Below are 14,648 nucleotides of genomic sequence, written 5' to 3' on the forward strand. Positions count from 1 at the left end.
CCCGCCGTGCCCCGCCCGCCGTGCCCCGCCCGCCGTGCCCCGCCCGCCGTGCCCCGCCCGCCGTGCCCCGCCCGCCGCGCCCCGCCGGGCCGCTGTCTGCTCACCGCACCCGTTGCTGCTGGCCCGCCGCGCCTCTCTCCGCCTGGCCGCCCGTCGCGCCTCTCCCCGCCTGGCCGCCCGTCGCGCCTCTCTCCGCCTGGCCGCCCGCCGTGCCGAGCCTGCCGAGGGTCGGCGCGGGTGAGCCCGTCGTCAGGGCCGCCAGGCGCGCTGCCGCTCGGTCAGCTCCGCGTACAGCCGCTTGAACTCCGCGTACCGCTCCGCCCCGAACGCCTCCGCGTATCGGGCGTCCACAGCCGCCATGATCTCGTCGGAAACAGCCATGTGGTCCAGCCCTCGCTCGGTCGGCACTACCAGCTTCGCGCGTCGGTCGGTTGGATCGGGCCGCCGCTGCACGTAGCCCAGGGCTTCCAGCTCGTCCAGCAGCTTGCCGATGACCTGCTTGTGCTGGCCGGAGTGGCGGGCGAGGTCGGTGGCGCGGGTGCCTTCCGGGTCCAGGTAGGCCATCACCGCGCCGTGTTGGGGCCGCAGGTCGGGGTGTCCGCGTTCGGCCAGCGTGGTGAACAGCTCCTCCTGCACGGCGAACAGCAGCCAGCTGGTGAGCACGCCCAGGTCGGGGTCGGTCCGCTTCCGCTCGCTGCGGCGCAAGTCTCCTCCAGTGGTCATCGGGGGCGATAGTCACCATATTTGACTATCTCTACAGGTGACTATACCGTGATCGTCGGAAGTGATCACCGGACACCCTTGGGGGACGCAGTGACCAGCCAGGTCAAGGTCGCGATCGTGTACTACTCCGCCACCGGCAGCGTGGCGGCGATCGCGCAGGAGATGGCGGACGCCGCCGAGAAGCTGGGTGCGGAGGTGCGGCTGCGCAAGGTCGCCGAGCTCGCCCCGCGTGCGGTCGTGGAGGCCAAGCCGGAGTGGAAGGCCAACGCCGAGGCCACCGCCGACGTCCCGGAGGCCACCGCGGACGACCTCGTGTGGGCCGACGCGGTGATCATGGGGTCGCCGACCCGGTTCGGCAACATCGCCTCGCAGCTCAAGCAGTTCCTGGACACGCTCGGCGGCGTGTGGCAGCAGGGCCTCTTGGCGGACAAGGTCTACAGCGGGTTCACCTCGACCGGCACGCTGCACGGCGGCCAGGAGTCGACGATCCTCGCGCTGACCCACACGTTCCACCACTTCGGCGGCATCGTCGTGGCCCCCGGCTACACCCACCCGCACAAGTTCCTCGACGGCAACCCGTACGGCACCGCCCACCACGACGGCGGCGGCACGCTGGCGGTCGACGAGACCACCCGCGAGTCGGCACGCGTGCAGGCGGAACGGGTCGTGCGGTTCGCGCGGGCGATCAGCGCCGCCGCGGCGTGAGGTGGCCGGCGCGGGTGGTCAGTGCCGGGGCGCGAGCCCGTCGAGGGCGAGGGTGAGCAGCCGGTCCACCGCGATCCCGGACCGCTCGCTCGCCCACGCCAAGCCGGTGGCGATCGTCAGCGCCTCCTCCGGTGTCACGTCGGCCGCCACCGCGCCCGCTTCCTGTGCCCCGGCGAGCAGTTCCGCGCCCGCCGCGCGCATGGCGACGCACGACGAGTGCAGCTCGGAGTCCTCGTCCCGCAGTGCGGCCAGCACCGACTCGGGCAGCCCGCGATAGGTCGCCGACCCGGTGGCGACGTCGGTCAGCCACCGGGCCAACGCCGTCGCGGGCGGCTCGTCCGCCAGTTCTTCGGCCCGCGCGCGCAACCGGTCGAACCGCTGCCGCAGCAGGGCTTCCACCAGCGCCTCGCGGGTGGGGAAGTGCCGGTAGAGGGTGGCGATCCCCACCCCCGCCCGGCGTGCGATGTCCCGCAACGACGTGTCCACGCCGTGCTCGGCGAAGGCCTCCGCCGCCACCGACACGATCAGGTCGTGGTTGCGCCGCGCGTCGGCGCGCTCGGCCATGCGTCCCGCCCTTCCGTTGACAAGCGGAGCACTGCTCCGTATGTTCCGGAGCAGTGCTCCGGATACTAGTCGACGGGGGTTCGCCATGAGCGGGACGGTGTTGGTCACCGGTGCCACCGGTCAGCAGGGAGGTGCCACGGCCCGCCGCCTGCTGGACGACGGTTGGGAGGTCCGCGCGCTGGTGCGCTCGGCGGAGCGGTTCGTGCCCGGCACGACCCCGGTGGTCGGCGACATGCTCGACCGCGCCGCCCTCGACCGCGCGATGGAGGGCGTGCACGGCGTGTTCAGCGTGCAACCCGCCGCCGGCCCACCCCACTTCGACGTCGACGAGGTCGCGATGGGCAAGAACGTCGCCGACGCGGCCCTGGCTGCCGGTGTGCGGCACTTCGTCTACGCCTCGGTCGGCGGGGCCGAGCGGGACAGCGGCATCTCCCACTGGAACACCAAGTGGGAGATCGAGCGGCACATCCGGGCGCTGGGCCTGCCCGCCACCATCCTGCGCCCGGTGATGTTCCTGGAGAACCACGCCTCGGCCACGACCGGCGTGCTGGGGCCGGTGCCCCTGGTGCGGATGATGCCCGCGCGTCGGAAGGTCCAAGTGGTCGCCGTCCGGGACATCGGGGCGTTCGCGGGCTTGGCTTTCGCCGACCCCGACCGGTTCGTGGGCCGGGAGGTCGAACTGGCGGGCGACGAGGTGACCCGGGAGGAGTTGGCGACGGCGTTCGGCGAGGTGCTGGGCAGGCCGGTGGACACCTCGCCTCTGCCGCCCGAGGCCTTGGCCGCGCTCGGCCTGAGCCTGGACGACCTGGAGCGGGCCGAGCGCTTCGCCGGCTGGCGGGCGGACCTCCCGGCGCTGCGCGCGGAACACCCGGGCCTGCTGGACTTCCGGTCCTGGCTCGCGGAGGAAGGCGCGGCACTGGCCCGCGCGGCCTTCGGTGGCCGCCCCGCCGCCTAGCGTGCCCCGTCCAACGCCAGGCGGTCGAGTTTGCCGGTCGCGGTTCGGGGCAGGGTGGGCAGCAAGCGCACCTCGTCCACGATCATGTGCCGTGGCAACAGACCCGCACAGTGGCGTTTGGCGTCCAGCAACCCGAACTCCCCGACCGCCACCACATGGGCGACCAACCGCGCCTCCAGACCGGTTCCGCGCACGGTGACGGCGACCTGGCTGACCGCCGGGTGTGCCTGCAACGCCGCCTCGATGTCGCCCAGCTCCACTCGGTTGCCGCGCACCTTCACCATGCCGTCGCGCCGACCCAGGTAGATGTAGTCACCACCGGCCGTGAGCACGACCCGGTCCCCGGTGGCGTAAGGACCGGTGTGCGGCGGCCGACCGTGGTAGCCGAGCATCACCGTGGGCCCCGACACCACCAGCTCACCCTCTTCCCCGATCCCGGCGGGCGTGCCGTCGTCCCGGACCGCCCACACCGTGTCGCCCGAACACGCCCGCCCGATCGGCGCGGCCCGCGTCCACGAGTCCGGCACCTCGCCCACCTCATAAAAGGTGCACACGTTCGTCTCCGTAGGCCCATACAGGTTCAGCAACCGCACCTCAGGCAGATGCGCCCGCAGAGCCCGCAAGTGGTCCACGGGATAAGGCTCGCCGGCGAACAACACCGCTCGCAACTCAGGCAGAGCAGTCTCCAACAACCCGTTGCGCGCCATCAGGATCAACACCGAAGGCACCGAGTACCACACCGTGATCCGTTGCGACACAAGCAGATCAACCAACCGCGAAGGCGCATAGGCCGACTCCTGCGGAACCAACACCACGCAAGCCCCGGCCAGGAAAGCCACATACAAGTCCAGCACCGACAAGTCGAAGTGCAGGGGAGCGTGGTTGGCGAACCGGTCCGCCGGAGAAGCCCCCAGCTCATCCGCCGCCCACTCCACGAAGGCCAACGCGTTGCGGTGCGAGATCCGGACACCCTTCGGCACACCCGTGGACCCGGACGTGTACAAGATGTAGGCCAAGTCGTCGGGCGCGGCCGGCGCGACCGGCAAGTCCTCCACCGGACCACCGCCCAACTCCACGGACACCGCCCCGGGCACGGAACCCACGTTCTCGGGAGTCGTCAACACCACCACCGGCGCGCAATCCCCGATCACCTGCCGGGCACGCTCGACTGGGCTCAGCGGGTCGATCGGCACATAAGCCGCACCAAGCCGAAGCACCGCCTGCATAGCCACAACCGCCGTCAACGACTTCGGCAACCACAGCGCGACCCGATCACCCACTCCAACGCCCAAAGTGGACAGATACCGCCCGACCCGCGAAGCCTCAAGGTCCAACTCCGCGTACGTCAACGTCCCCTCGACCGACCACACCGCGAGCGCCGACCCGTCCCGACGAGCGCTCTCCCGCACCAGGTCCGGCAGGATCACAACCCCAGCTCCTTGGCCATCTGTTCGAGCTGCACCTCCGAGGTCCCGGAGAACGTGGTGGCGGCCACCGCGTCCACCAGGTCGGCCGCCACGCTCGCGTCGAGCACCCCGGTCCCGCCCAGCACCCGCATGGTGAACAGCGCCGCGTCCACCGCCACCTCGCTGACCGCGAGCTTCGCCGCCGCCACGTCCCACGCCGCCCGCTCGCCGCGGTCCAGCCGCCAACACGCCCGCCACAGCAGCAACCGCGCCGCCTCCCACCGCGACCGCAGCCGCGCGAGGGGGTGCGCCACGGCCTGGTTCGCCCCGATCGGGCGCCCGAACTGCCGCCGCGTCCGGGCGTGCTCGACGCACCGGTCCAGCAGCCGCCCGGCCTGCCCGAGGTAGGCGGCGAACAGGCACGTCCGCTCCCACCGCATGGAGGACTGGAAGATCGCCGCGCCCTGCCCCGGCACGCCCAGCACGTGGTCCGCGGGCACCCGGCACCCCTCCAGCCGCACCTCCCCGGCCTGGCACGTGGTCAGCGCGGTCTTGGTGAACGCCGGCCCGACCACCAGCCCCGGCGTCCCGCGCTCGACCACGAACGCGGTCACGCCCAGGTGCCCGAACTCCGGATCGGTCACCGCGTACACCACGAAGACATCGGCCGCCGGACCGTTGCTGACGAACGACTTCACCCCGTCCAACACGTAGTGGTCGCCGTCCAGCCGCGCCGAGGTCCGCAGCGCCGTCACGTCGGACCCGGCGTCGGCCTCGGTGATGGCGTTCGCGCCGACCCACTCGCCCGACGCGAGCAGCGGCAGCACCCGTTCGCGCACCCGCGGACCACCGTGCTCGGCGATCGGCATGGCGCACGCGAACAGGTGCGCCAGGGCGGAGAACACCAGCCCGAGGTCCGCGCAGGAGGTCCCGAACGCCTCCGCGAGCCGGGCCGTGTCCAGGAAACCCCGCCCCGACCCGCCGTATTCCACCGGAACGCTCAACCCCAGCAGTCCCAGCTCCCCGCACAGCCGCCAACCGCCCGGGGTCCACGTCTGCGCCAGGACCCGCTCCACGTCCTCGTCGGCGTGCCATCCGAAGTCCACGCGACGGAAGCATAACCACCGGAACTTCCTTTGTCCTCAACAGGAATGTCGGTCCGGCCCCGGCCGAAGGAACGGGCCGCACCTCGCATTCCGAGTGAAGACAACGGTTTTCCACGCTCCGTAGCATCGAGCCGCCGGTGGTGCGGAGCAGTGACGGAGACGCAGATGGAGCATGCCGAAGTCCTCGCGGAGCTGACGGGGTTCATCCGGGACAAGGTCCTCGACCCCTCGGCGGGGGTGGAGGTCGGCCCGGACACCCCGCTGCTGGAGTGGGGCATCCTCAACAGCCTGACGACCACCAGCCTGGTGGTGTTCATCCAGGAGCGCTTCGGCGTCGACGTGCCCGCCGAGCGCATGGTGGGCCGCAACTTCCGCGACCTGGACAGCATCACCGCGCTCGTGCTGGACCTCGACCGCACCGAGCTGGGGGAGACCCGTGGCAGACGTTGACTTCGACATCGGCATCGTCGGCGGCGGACCCGCCGGCTCGACGATCGCCTCCTACCTGGCCCGCGCCGGCCTGTCCTGCGTCGTGCTGGAGGGGGAGCTGTTCCCCCGGCCGCACGTGGGCGAGTCGCTGATCCCGGCCACCACGCCGGTGCTGGCCGACATCGGCGCACTGGACAAAGTGGACAAAGGCGGGTTCCCGCGCAAGTACGGGGCCGCCTGGACGTCCGCGACCCGCAGCGACATCTCGCCGATGGGCTTCCAGCTCTCGCACGGCTTCAAGGCCGCCGAGGTGGAGTTCCGCGAGCGCGACCAGAAGGGCGTCCAGCAGGACTACACCTACCACGTCGACCGGGGCGCGTACGACCTGCTGCTGTTGCAGCACTCCGAGTCCCAGGGCGCGAAGGTGTACGAGGGCGTGCGCGTGCAGCGCATCGAACTGGAAGAAGAGGTCAAGCGGATCGTCTTCACGATGGGCCGCCGCGAGGTCGGCGTGCGGGTGCGGATGGTGGTGGACGCCAGCGGGCGCAGCACCCTGCTGGGCCGCCAGCTCAAGCTCAAGGTGCCCGACCCGGTGTTCAACCAGTACGCCATCCACACCTGGTACGACGGCCTCGACCGGGCCGCGCTGGCGGTGGACGCCAAGCAGGCCGACTTCATCTTCATCCACTTCCTGCCGATCACCGACACGTGGGTGTGGCAGATCCCCATCACCGACAGCATCACCAGCGTCGGCGTGGTCACGCAGAAGAAGCACTTCACCGCCGCCAAGCAGCAGTGGGGCGAGTTCTTCGACCAGTCCATGCAGACCCGGCCCGAGCTGGCGGAGGCGCTGCGCAACAGCGAACGCGTGCGGCCGTTCAAGCCCGAGGGCGACTACAGCTACGCCATGCGGCAGATCTGCGGCGACGGCTGGCTGATGGTCGGCGACGCCGCCCGGTTCGTGGACCCGATCTTCTCCAGCGGGGTCAGCGTGGCCATGAACAGCGCGCGGCTGGCCTCCTACGACATCGTCGCCGCCGCCGAGAAGGGCGACTTCTCCAAGGCGTCCTTCCAGACCTTCGAGGGCAAGCTGCGCCGGGCGGTGGGCAACTGGTACGAGTTCATCTCCATCTACTACCGGCTCAACATCCTGTTCACCGCGTTCGTCGCCGACCCGCGCTACCGCATCGACGTGCTGCGCATGCTGCAAGGCGACGTCTACGAGGGCGGCGAGCCGACCGCGCTGACCCGGATGCGGGAGATCACCCGCGAGGTCGAGGAGAACCCCGACCACCTGTGGCACCAGCACCTGGGCACCCTGCGCGCGCCCAGCCAGGCACCGATGTTCTGAGAGGGGCTGCCGTGAAGAAGTTCGTGCTGTCCGAGGACGAGACCCCGACCCAGTGGTACAACATCGTGCCCGACCTGCCCCGGCCGCTCCTGCCGCCGCTGCACCCGGTCACGCACGAGCCGATGACCGCCGCGGACCTCGCGCCCCTGCTGCCGCAGGCCGTGATCGAGCAGGAGATGAGCACCGAGCGGTGGATCGACATCCCCGAGCCGGTGCAGGAGCTGTACCGGATCTGGCGGCCGTCCCCGCTGTACCGGGCGAACCGGCTGGAGAAGGCGCTGGACACGCCCGCCCGCATCTACTTCAAGTACGAGGCCGTGTCGCCGGCGGGGTCGCACAAGCCCAACACCGCCGTGCCGCAGGTGTACTACAACTCCGTCGAGGGCGTGAAGCGGGTGACGACGGAAACCGGTGCGGGGCAATGGGGTTCGGCGTTGTCGTTCGCGGGCAGCCTGTTCGGCATCGACGTCACCGTGTACATGGTCAAGGCGTCCTTCCAGCAGAAACCGCACCGGCACTCGCTGATGGAGACGTGGGGCGCGGAGGTGTTCCCGTCGCCGAGCACCCGCACGCAGGCCGGGCGCAAGATCCTCGAAGCGGAGCCGGACTCGCCGGGCAGCCTGGGCATCGCCATCAGCGAGGCCGTGGAGGACGCGCTGGCCCACGACGACACCAAGTTCGCGCTCGGGTCGGCGATGAACCACGTGGTGCTGCACCAGACGATCATCGGCCTGGAGGCCAAGAAGCAGTTCGAGCTGGCCGACGACTACCCGGACGTGGTGATCGGCTGCGTCGGCGGCGGCTCGAACTACTCCGGCCTGGCGTTCCCGTTCATGGCCGACAAGCTCGCCGGCCGCCGGGACACCCGGTTCATCGCGGCGGAACCGGCCGCCTGCCCGACCCTGACCCGGGGCAAGCTGACCTACGACTACCCGGACGTCGCCGGGCTCGGCCCGTTGCTGCACATGCGGACCGTGGGCCACGGTTTCATCCCCGCGCCGATCCACGCCGGCGGCCTGCGGTTCCACGGTGACGCGCCCACGTTGTGCCTGCTGCACGACGACGGTTTCGTGGAGGCCCGCGCGTACAACCAGAACGAGGTGTTCACCGAGGCCGTGCGGTTCGCCCGCTCCGAGGGGTTCGTGATGGCGCCGGAGTCCTCGCACGCCCTGCGCGGCGCGGTGGCGGAGGCGTTGGCGGCCAAGGAAGCCGGTGAGGCGCGCACCATCCTCTTCGGGTTCTCCGGGCACGGCCACTTCGACATGGGCGCCTACGACGCGTTCCTCGCCGGGAAGCTGGAGGACTACGAGCTGCCGCAGGAGGAGATCGACGCCGCCCTGGCCGACCTGCCGCAGGTCGCGACGACATGACCTGGGTCGACGTGCACCACCACGCCTACCACGGTGCGCTGGCCGACGCGCTGGCGCACCGGGGCGTGACCCACATGGCGCCGGGCGTGCCGGTGCCGCGGTGGCGGGTCGAGGACTCCTTGCGGGTCATGGAGAACTGCGGTCTGGACGCGGCGCTGCTGTCCGTGCTCATGCCGGACAAGGCCCTGGTGCTGCCCGACGCCGCCGAGCTGGTGCGCGCGACCAACGAGTGGACCGCCGAGGTGGTCGCGGCGCACCCCGACCGCTTCGGCCTGCTCGCCACCCTGCCGCTGCCCGACCTCGACGCCTCCCTCGTCGAGGTCGGGCACGTCTTCGACGCCCTGCAAGCCGACGGCGTCGTGCTGCCCGCCAGCCTCGCGGACGGGGCGTTGCTGGGCGACCCGGCGCAGGAGCCGCTGTTCGCCGAGCTGGACCGGCGGGCGGCGGTCGTGCTGGTCCACCCGAACCCCGGCTACCGGTGCTCCTGCACGGGCGCGGAGGACTTCCCGGCCGTGGTCCCGCCGCCCCTGGTCGACTTCGTCATGGACACCACCCGCGCGGTGTCGAACCTGCTGTTCCGGGGCGTGCTGCGGCGGTACCCGCGGATCCGGTTCGTCCTGGCGCACGGCGGCGGCACGATCCCGTTCCTGGCCGGCCGCCTGGAACTGGCGCAGACGTGGGTGCTGCCCGACCGCGACGGCTCGGTGCGCGACGAGCTGGCCGGGCTGTACTACGAGACCGCGCAGGCCTTCTCCGCTGCGGCCCTGTCCTGCGTGGACAGCGTGGCCCCGCCCGACCACGTCCTGTTCGGCACGGACTTCCCGTTCATGGGCGAACCCGTGGTGGCGGCGACCCGCCGGGACGTGGCCGCCCACCGCGTGGCTGTGGGCGCCGCCGCCCTGGACCTCTTCCCCCGGCTGCGAAGGGGGTAGCGTGCGCTATTTCGAGGATTTCCGGGTCGGCGAGGTGCACGAATTGGGTCGTCGTGCGCTCACCGAGGACGAGATCCGCGCATTCGCCCACTTGTACGACCCGCAACCCCGGCACATCGGCGGATCGGGTGAACCGCCGATCGCCAGCGGGTGGCACGTGGCGGCGGCGTTCATGCGCCTGTACGTCGATTCGGTAATCCGCAGCGCTGCGGCCGACGTGTCGCCTGGAATAGCCGAACTGCACTGGCTGCGGCCGGTCCGGCCGGGAGACGTGCTGGTGGGACGGGCCACGGTGCTCGGCACGGCCCCGTCGCTGACCCGCCCGGAGTGCGGGGTGGTGCGCCAGCGCGGCGAATTGCTCGACGAATCCGGCCGACCTGTCATGACGCTGGTGTTCTACGGGTTGATCCGCAAACGGAATTCCGCCCCGATCGCGGTGGCCGCCACCGAGCCCGATACGCTGCGCCCATGAGCAGTCCCGTGGAAATCCTGAAGGACTCCGGCATCTCCTTTTCCACGTTCACGCACCCGCCGATCCGCACGTACGAGGACATCGAGCGCGAACTGGACCTGCCCGCGGAGAAGCTGCTCAAGACCCTGGCGTTCCGGGCCGAGGACGGCCGGTTCGTGCTGGTGTCGCTGCCGATGCTGCTGCCGGTCGGGTACGGCAAGGTCGCCAAGGCCGCGGGCGTGTCCCGGTCGAAGCTGCGCCGCGCCGGCGAGGACGACCTGCGCGAGCTCGGCATGGCCCCCGGCGGCATCAGCCCGGTGACCCGCGTGGAGCCGCGCACGGTCGTCTTCCACAGCTCCGTGCCGGACATGGGCACGGTGTACTGCGGCAGCGGCCGGGACGACGAGACCGTGCAGGTGGAGGCCGCCGACCTGGTGGCCCTGGTGCGGCCGGTGCTCGCCGAGGTCAGTTGACCGGCTCCGGCACCGGTTGTCGTTTGCGCAGGTAGAAGAGCTTGAGCAGCGGTCCGGTCATCATCGTGGTGACCACGGCCATCAGCACGAGCTGCGAGTAGAGGTCGGGACCCAGCAGCCCCAGCTCCAGGCCGATGCCCAGCATCACCAACTCGGTCAGGCCGCGGGTGTTCATCAGCGTGCCCAGCGCCACCGACTGCCGCCAGCCGACGCGGGCCAGCCGCGCGCCCAGCACCGTGCCGGTGAACTTGCCGCCCACGGCCACCACCATGATCAGCGCGAACCCGACCCAGCCCACGGCGAGCCCGGACAGGTCCACCTTCAGCCCGGCCACGACGAAGTACACCGGCAGCAGCAACACCCGGCCGACCTGCTCGACCGGGCTGGTCACCGCCGCCCGCAGCTCCGGGTCGCGCGGCATGACCAGGCCGAACAGGAACGCGCCGAAGATGAAGTGCAGGCCCATCCACTCCGCCAGCGCACTCCACACCAGCAGCCCGACCAGCACGGCGGCGAACAAGTCCCGCGTGCGGCTGAGCCTGCCCAGCACCGGCCGCACCACCAGGAAGCTCACCGCCACCAGCGGCACGGCCAGCAGCAGCCGCCACTGGTCCGGCGACCCGGCGCCGATCGTCGCGATGGCCACCGCCAGCATCGACCACGCCACCAGGTCGCCCACGGCGGCGCTGCCCAGCGCGAGCGCGCCCAGGCGCGTGCCGCCGAGCCGGAAGTCCGTGATGATCCGCGCCAGCACGGGGAACGCGGTGACCGCCATCGCCGTGCCGAGGTAGAGCACGAAGCCGGTGCGGTCGTCGGCCATCGTCAGCGCCAGCAGGACACCGAGCACGAACGGCACCAGCATCGACCCGGCGGCCACCGACGCCACCGCCTTGGCCCGCCCGCGCAACAACTCCCGGTCGAACTCCAGTCCGACCAGGAACATGAAGAACACCAGGCCCACGTTGGCCAGCGAACCCAGCATGGGCCGGATGTCCACCGGGAACACCACGTCCGCGATCGCGCCGCCGAACAGCGTCGGCCCGACCAGCACGCCCGCGACGATCTCGCCGACCACGGCCGGCTGCGCGAGCCGCTTGGCCAACGCACCCATCACCCTCGCCAAGGTCACGATCACGGCGAGCGCTATCAGCAGCAGGACCACCTGGTGCGAGGTCACCGGACACCGACCTCCGCCCGCGCCGGCCGCAGCCCGATCGCCAGCCCCACCAGCACCAGCCCGACGCCGAACAGGTCCACGAGCCCCGGGTGCCCGGTGCCCAGCAGCACCCCGGACACGATCGCCCCGATCGGCAGGAACCCCGAGAACAGGCCCGCCCGGTCCGCGCCCAACCGGGGCAGGGAGGCGTACCAGCACAGGAACGCGAACACCGTCACCACCACCGCCAGGTACGCCAACGCCAACGCCTCCGGCACGGTCGGCACCCGCACCACGTCCGCTCCGTCCACCACCAGCCCGACCACGGCCAACTGCGGCACCGCCAACGCGGCCGAGTACGCCGACACCCGGATCGCACCCAACCGTCCCAGCACCGGCAGCGCCAGCAGCGAGAACCCGGCCTCGCAGGCCAGCGCCCCGAACGCCAACAGCAGCCCCAGCGGCGTGCCGCCACCGAACCCGGAGGTCACGGCCACCCCGACCACCACGACCACAGCGGCCATCAGCACCCGCGGCGCGGGCTTGCGCCGCTCCACCGCCGGCCCCACCAACGCCAGCACGATCGGCACCGCGGCCACGACCGTGCCCACGGTGGCCGGGTCGGCGAACCGCGTGCTCTCCACGATGAGCACGTTGAACGCGGTCAACCCGGTAGCGGCCAACAGGAACAGGAACACCGCCTCGCGCCGAGTCGGCCGCAACAACCCACCGCCGACCACCTGCGCCACCACCAGCAGCAGCACCGCACCGACGAGGTACCGCACGGCCTGGCCGCCGTAGACGGGGTAGCCGTGCAGCGCCGGGGACACCCCGGTCAGCGTGCCGACGCAGAACATCGCGGTCGCGGCACCCAATGCGCCACGCCCGCCGTCACCGACCCGCACCGCTAGGGCCTCCACACCTGCGTCGGCAGTTCGCCGACACTGATCAGGCCCGTCTCGTAGGCGTAGGCGACCGCACTGGCCCGGTTGGGCAGCCGCAGCTTGCGCAGCAGGTTCTGCACGTGGAACTTGACCGTGCTCTCGGTCAGCGACAGCTCACGCGCCATCTCCAGGTTGGTCTGACCGCTGACCAGCAACCGCAGCACGTCGGTCTCCCGCCGGGTGATCTGCTCGGGCGCCTCCACCGGGTCGACCGGTTCGGCACGCGCGAAGAACGCGTACCCGGCGGCCAGCATCCGGATCGCACTGAGGAACTCGTCCGGCCCAGCCCCCGGCGGCAACACCCCCACCCGCGGCGCGGCGGGCAACACGGCCCGGTCATCCACCACGAGCACCGCAGTCCGCTCCGAGACCCGACTGTCCAGGAACCGCCGAGCAGCCACCGGCGGTCGCGGCACGTCCGCCAACGCCCCGATCACCACGACGTCCGCCTCATCGGCAGCGTGCCGAACCAACCCCTCGTAGGTGTCGACCTGGTGCACCACCTCCATTCCGGCGGTGTCGTCGAGGATTTTCCGCAAGCCGATCCGAAAAAGCGTGCGGTGTTCCGCGATGAGTAATCGCGTCGTTTTCGCCAAGAACGCGTTCTGCACTGGTACAGGCCCCCAACCTGGTCCTCGTGTCGCCCCGTCCACCGTGTCCGTCCAGTGTGGACTGTTTCCCCCAAGGCCCGATCAATGTTTCCCGCGATCCACGATCAAATCAACCGGACCGCCGAGATTGGGCCGAACGGGTGGCCGCGCCCCGGCAGCCCGAAGCCGAAGCACCGAGACCGCCCACGCGACCCTCGACCCCCCACGCCGGCCCACCTCGCCGGCGCACTCCCTCCACGCCCACACGCCCCCACACCCACGCCCCCCGCCTCTTCACGCGCCCACACGCCCACACGCCCGCCAACCCTTCCCGCCCCAGGACGCTGCTTCCACGCCCGCAGGGCGCGCGCTTTTCGAAGTAGCTCGCGCAGCAGACCTCCCCACTTGGGCTTCTTCCGTCATCCCCGTATGGCCTGCCCGAAGGGCTACCACAGATTTCCCCGGGTGCAGCCGAAAGTTTTTGCGAGGAACGAGCAAAAAGTTTTAGCGGCACCCGGGGAAATCTGTGGTTGGCTCCGCCAGGCCATACGGGGATGACACAAGCAAGAAGCCCCCGCCCTTGTAGTTGTGTCATCCTTGGCGGCCTGCCCGCCGGCGAGGCTCTTTTAGAAGTTGTCTCACGTGGTATGATCATCTTCCGTGGTAGATCGGTTGGCATTGAGGTTGGTGCCCGACGAGTTGTGGGCACTGGTGGAGCCGTTGATCCCGCGGTTTCGGAGTCGTCCGCAGGGTGGCGGGACGGCCCCGGTGGACGACCGGGCGGTGTTCACCGCGATCGTCTACGTCGTGACCAGTGGGTGCGCCTGGCGGGACCTGCCGCCCTCGTTCGGAGTCACGACGCCCACCGCCCATCGCCGGTTCGCGCAGTGGACCGACGCCGGGCTGTGGCGGCGGATCCATGTCGCCGTGCTGGACGAGCTCGGCACCCGTGATCAGGTGGACTGGTCGCGGGTGATCGTGGACGCCGCCTACGTGCGGGCCAAAAAGGGGGCTCACTGACCGGGCCCAGTCCGGTGGACCGGGGCAAGAACGGCTCCAAGATCCACGTGCTGACCGACCGGGCCGGGCTGCCGCTGGTCACCGGCGTCTCTGCCGCCAACACCCACGACAGCCAGGGACTCAAGCCCCTGGTCCGGGGCATCCCCGCGATCCGCACCCCACACGGTCGCCGCCGACGCCGCCCGCACAAACTGCACGGCGACAAGGCCTACGACGCCGACCACCTACGCCACTGGTTACGCGCGCGGGGCATCACCCCGCGCATCGCCCGCACCGGACGCGACACCGGAACACGACTCGGCCGCCACCGCTGGGTCGTCGAACGCACCCTGTCCTGGACCACCGGATACCGACGCCTCACCCGCCGATACGAACGCCACGGCATCCTGTTCGCCGCGTTCCTCAGCCTCGGCGCCACCCTGACCTGCTGGAAACGCCTAACCAAGGCCACATGAGACAAGCTCTTAATCTTT

At 71.0% G+C, this 14,648-nt stretch carries 16 protein-coding genes; 9 read left to right on the plus strand and 7 right to left on the minus strand.

Annotation, left to right across the window (positions count from 1 at the left end):
* Positions 1 to 249: 249 nt before the first annotated feature.
* On the minus strand, positions 250 to 723 hold the full coding sequence (locus tag WBN91_RS35515; RefSeq protein ID WP_337728764.1) for a MarR family winged helix-turn-helix transcriptional regulator: 474 nt from the start codon (positions 721 to 723) through the stop codon (positions 250 to 252).
* 90 nt (positions 724 to 813) lie between these two features.
* Here WBN91_RS35515 and wrbA point away from each other — a divergent pair, with 90 nt between their 5' ends.
* Positions 814 to 1,428 carry an NAD(P)H:quinone oxidoreductase gene (gene wrbA, locus WBN91_RS35520; RefSeq protein WP_337728763.1) on the plus strand — a complete coding sequence of 205 codons (615 nt, stop codon included), beginning with the start codon at positions 814 to 816 and terminating at the stop codon, positions 1,426 to 1,428.
* Positions 1,429 to 1,446: 18 nt separating this feature from the next.
* Here wrbA and WBN91_RS35525 read toward each other — a convergent pair whose 3' ends face one another.
* Complete coding sequence (locus tag WBN91_RS35525) at positions 1,447 to 1,992, minus strand: TetR/AcrR family transcriptional regulator (RefSeq protein ID WP_337728762.1); 546 nt, start codon at positions 1,990 to 1,992, stop codon at positions 1,447 to 1,449.
* A gap of 85 nt (positions 1,993 to 2,077) precedes the next feature.
* Between WBN91_RS35525 and WBN91_RS35530 the strand changes: the two genes are divergently transcribed.
* The gene (locus tag WBN91_RS35530) at positions 2,078 to 2,947 is read left to right on the plus strand and encodes an NmrA/HSCARG family protein (RefSeq protein WP_337728761.1); all 870 of its coding nucleotides are present in this window, start codon (positions 2,078 to 2,080) and stop codon (positions 2,945 to 2,947) included.
* Here the strand turns inward: WBN91_RS35530 and WBN91_RS35535 are convergent.
* Both WBN91_RS35535 and WBN91_RS35540 read right to left on the minus strand, forming a co-directional pair.
* Complete coding sequence (locus tag WBN91_RS35535; RefSeq protein WP_337728760.1) at positions 2,944 to 4,374, minus strand: amino acid adenylation domain-containing protein; 1,431 nt, start codon at positions 4,372 to 4,374, stop codon at positions 2,944 to 2,946. The genes WBN91_RS35530 and WBN91_RS35535 overlap by 4 nt on opposite strands.
* Positions 4,371 to 5,459 carry an acyl-CoA dehydrogenase family protein gene (locus WBN91_RS35540; RefSeq protein ID WP_337728759.1) on the minus strand — a complete coding sequence of 363 codons (1,089 nt, stop codon included), beginning with the start codon at positions 5,457 to 5,459 and terminating at the stop codon, positions 4,371 to 4,373. Before WBN91_RS35540 ends, WBN91_RS35535 begins: the two co-directional genes overlap by 4 nt.
* Positions 5,460 to 5,624: 165 nt before the next feature.
* Between WBN91_RS35540 and WBN91_RS35545 the strand changes: the two genes are divergently transcribed.
* From WBN91_RS35545 to WBN91_RS35570, 6 genes are read left to right on the plus strand one after another with little or no spacing between them, the layout of a single operon-like run.
* Positions 5,625 to 5,909, plus strand: coding sequence for an acyl carrier protein (locus tag WBN91_RS35545; protein ID WP_337728758.1), 285 nt, complete (start codon positions 5,625 to 5,627; stop codon positions 5,907 to 5,909).
* Positions 5,896 to 7,239: an NAD(P)/FAD-dependent oxidoreductase gene (locus WBN91_RS35550; protein ID WP_337728757.1), complete on the plus strand. Its 1,344-nt coding sequence runs from the start codon at positions 5,896 to 5,898 to the stop codon at positions 7,237 to 7,239. Before WBN91_RS35545 ends, WBN91_RS35550 begins: the two co-directional genes overlap by 14 nt.
* A gap of 11 nt (positions 7,240 to 7,250) precedes the next feature.
* Complete coding sequence (locus tag WBN91_RS35555; protein ID WP_337728756.1) at positions 7,251 to 8,609, plus strand: TrpB-like pyridoxal phosphate-dependent enzyme; 1,359 nt, start codon at positions 7,251 to 7,253, stop codon at positions 8,607 to 8,609.
* Positions 8,606 to 9,541 (plus strand): amidohydrolase family protein, encoded by a 936-nt coding sequence (locus tag WBN91_RS35560; protein ID WP_337728755.1) that lies wholly within the window; start codon positions 8,606 to 8,608, stop codon positions 9,539 to 9,541. Before WBN91_RS35555 ends, WBN91_RS35560 begins: the two co-directional genes overlap by 4 nt.
* A gap of 1 nt (position 9,542) precedes the next feature.
* Entirely contained in the window at positions 9,543 to 10,013 is a 471-nt protein-coding gene (locus WBN91_RS35565) for a hypothetical protein (protein WP_337728754.1), read from the plus strand.
* Positions 10,010 to 10,465 carry an aminoacyl-tRNA deacylase gene (locus WBN91_RS35570; RefSeq protein WP_337728753.1) on the plus strand — a complete coding sequence of 152 codons (456 nt, stop codon included), beginning with the start codon at positions 10,010 to 10,012 and terminating at the stop codon, positions 10,463 to 10,465. The genes WBN91_RS35565 and WBN91_RS35570 overlap by 4 nt, the downstream gene beginning before the upstream one ends.
* Here WBN91_RS35570 and WBN91_RS35575 read toward each other — a convergent pair.
* From WBN91_RS35575 to WBN91_RS35585, 3 genes are read right to left on the minus strand one after another with little or no spacing between them, the layout of a single operon-like run.
* Positions 10,458 to 11,642, minus strand: coding sequence for a cation:proton antiporter domain-containing protein (locus WBN91_RS35575; protein ID WP_337728752.1), 1,185 nt, complete (start codon positions 11,640 to 11,642; stop codon positions 10,458 to 10,460). The genes WBN91_RS35570 and WBN91_RS35575 overlap by 8 nt on opposite strands.
* Positions 11,639 to 12,526 carry a DMT family transporter gene (locus WBN91_RS35580; RefSeq protein WP_337728751.1) on the minus strand — a complete coding sequence of 296 codons (888 nt, stop codon included), beginning with the start codon at positions 12,524 to 12,526 and terminating at the stop codon, positions 11,639 to 11,641. Before WBN91_RS35580 ends, WBN91_RS35575 begins: the two co-directional genes overlap by 4 nt.
* A 2-nt stretch (positions 12,527 to 12,528) precedes the next feature.
* Positions 12,529 to 13,104 carry a response regulator transcription factor gene (locus WBN91_RS35585; protein WP_337728750.1) on the minus strand — a complete coding sequence of 192 codons (576 nt, stop codon included), beginning with the start codon at positions 13,102 to 13,104 and terminating at the stop codon, positions 12,529 to 12,531.
* Positions 13,105 to 13,815: 711 nt separating this feature from the next.
* On the opposite strand from WBN91_RS35585, the gene WBN91_RS35590 reads away from it, so the two are divergent.
* Positions 13,816 to 14,630, plus strand: a protein-coding gene (locus WBN91_RS35590) for an IS5 family transposase (RefSeq protein WP_337729345.1) whose coding sequence is annotated in 2 segments (ribosomal slippage) — positions 13,816 to 14,158 and positions 14,158 to 14,630 — 816 coding nt in all. Because the reading frame shifts where the segments join, the coding sequence is not laid out codon by codon here.
* Positions 14,631 to 14,648: the final 18 nt, after the last annotated feature.

This window comes from Saccharothrix sp. CCNWYY140 (assembly GCF_037401995.1).
Classification (GTDB): Bacteria; Actinomycetota; Actinomycetes; order Mycobacteriales; family Pseudonocardiaceae; genus Actinosynnema.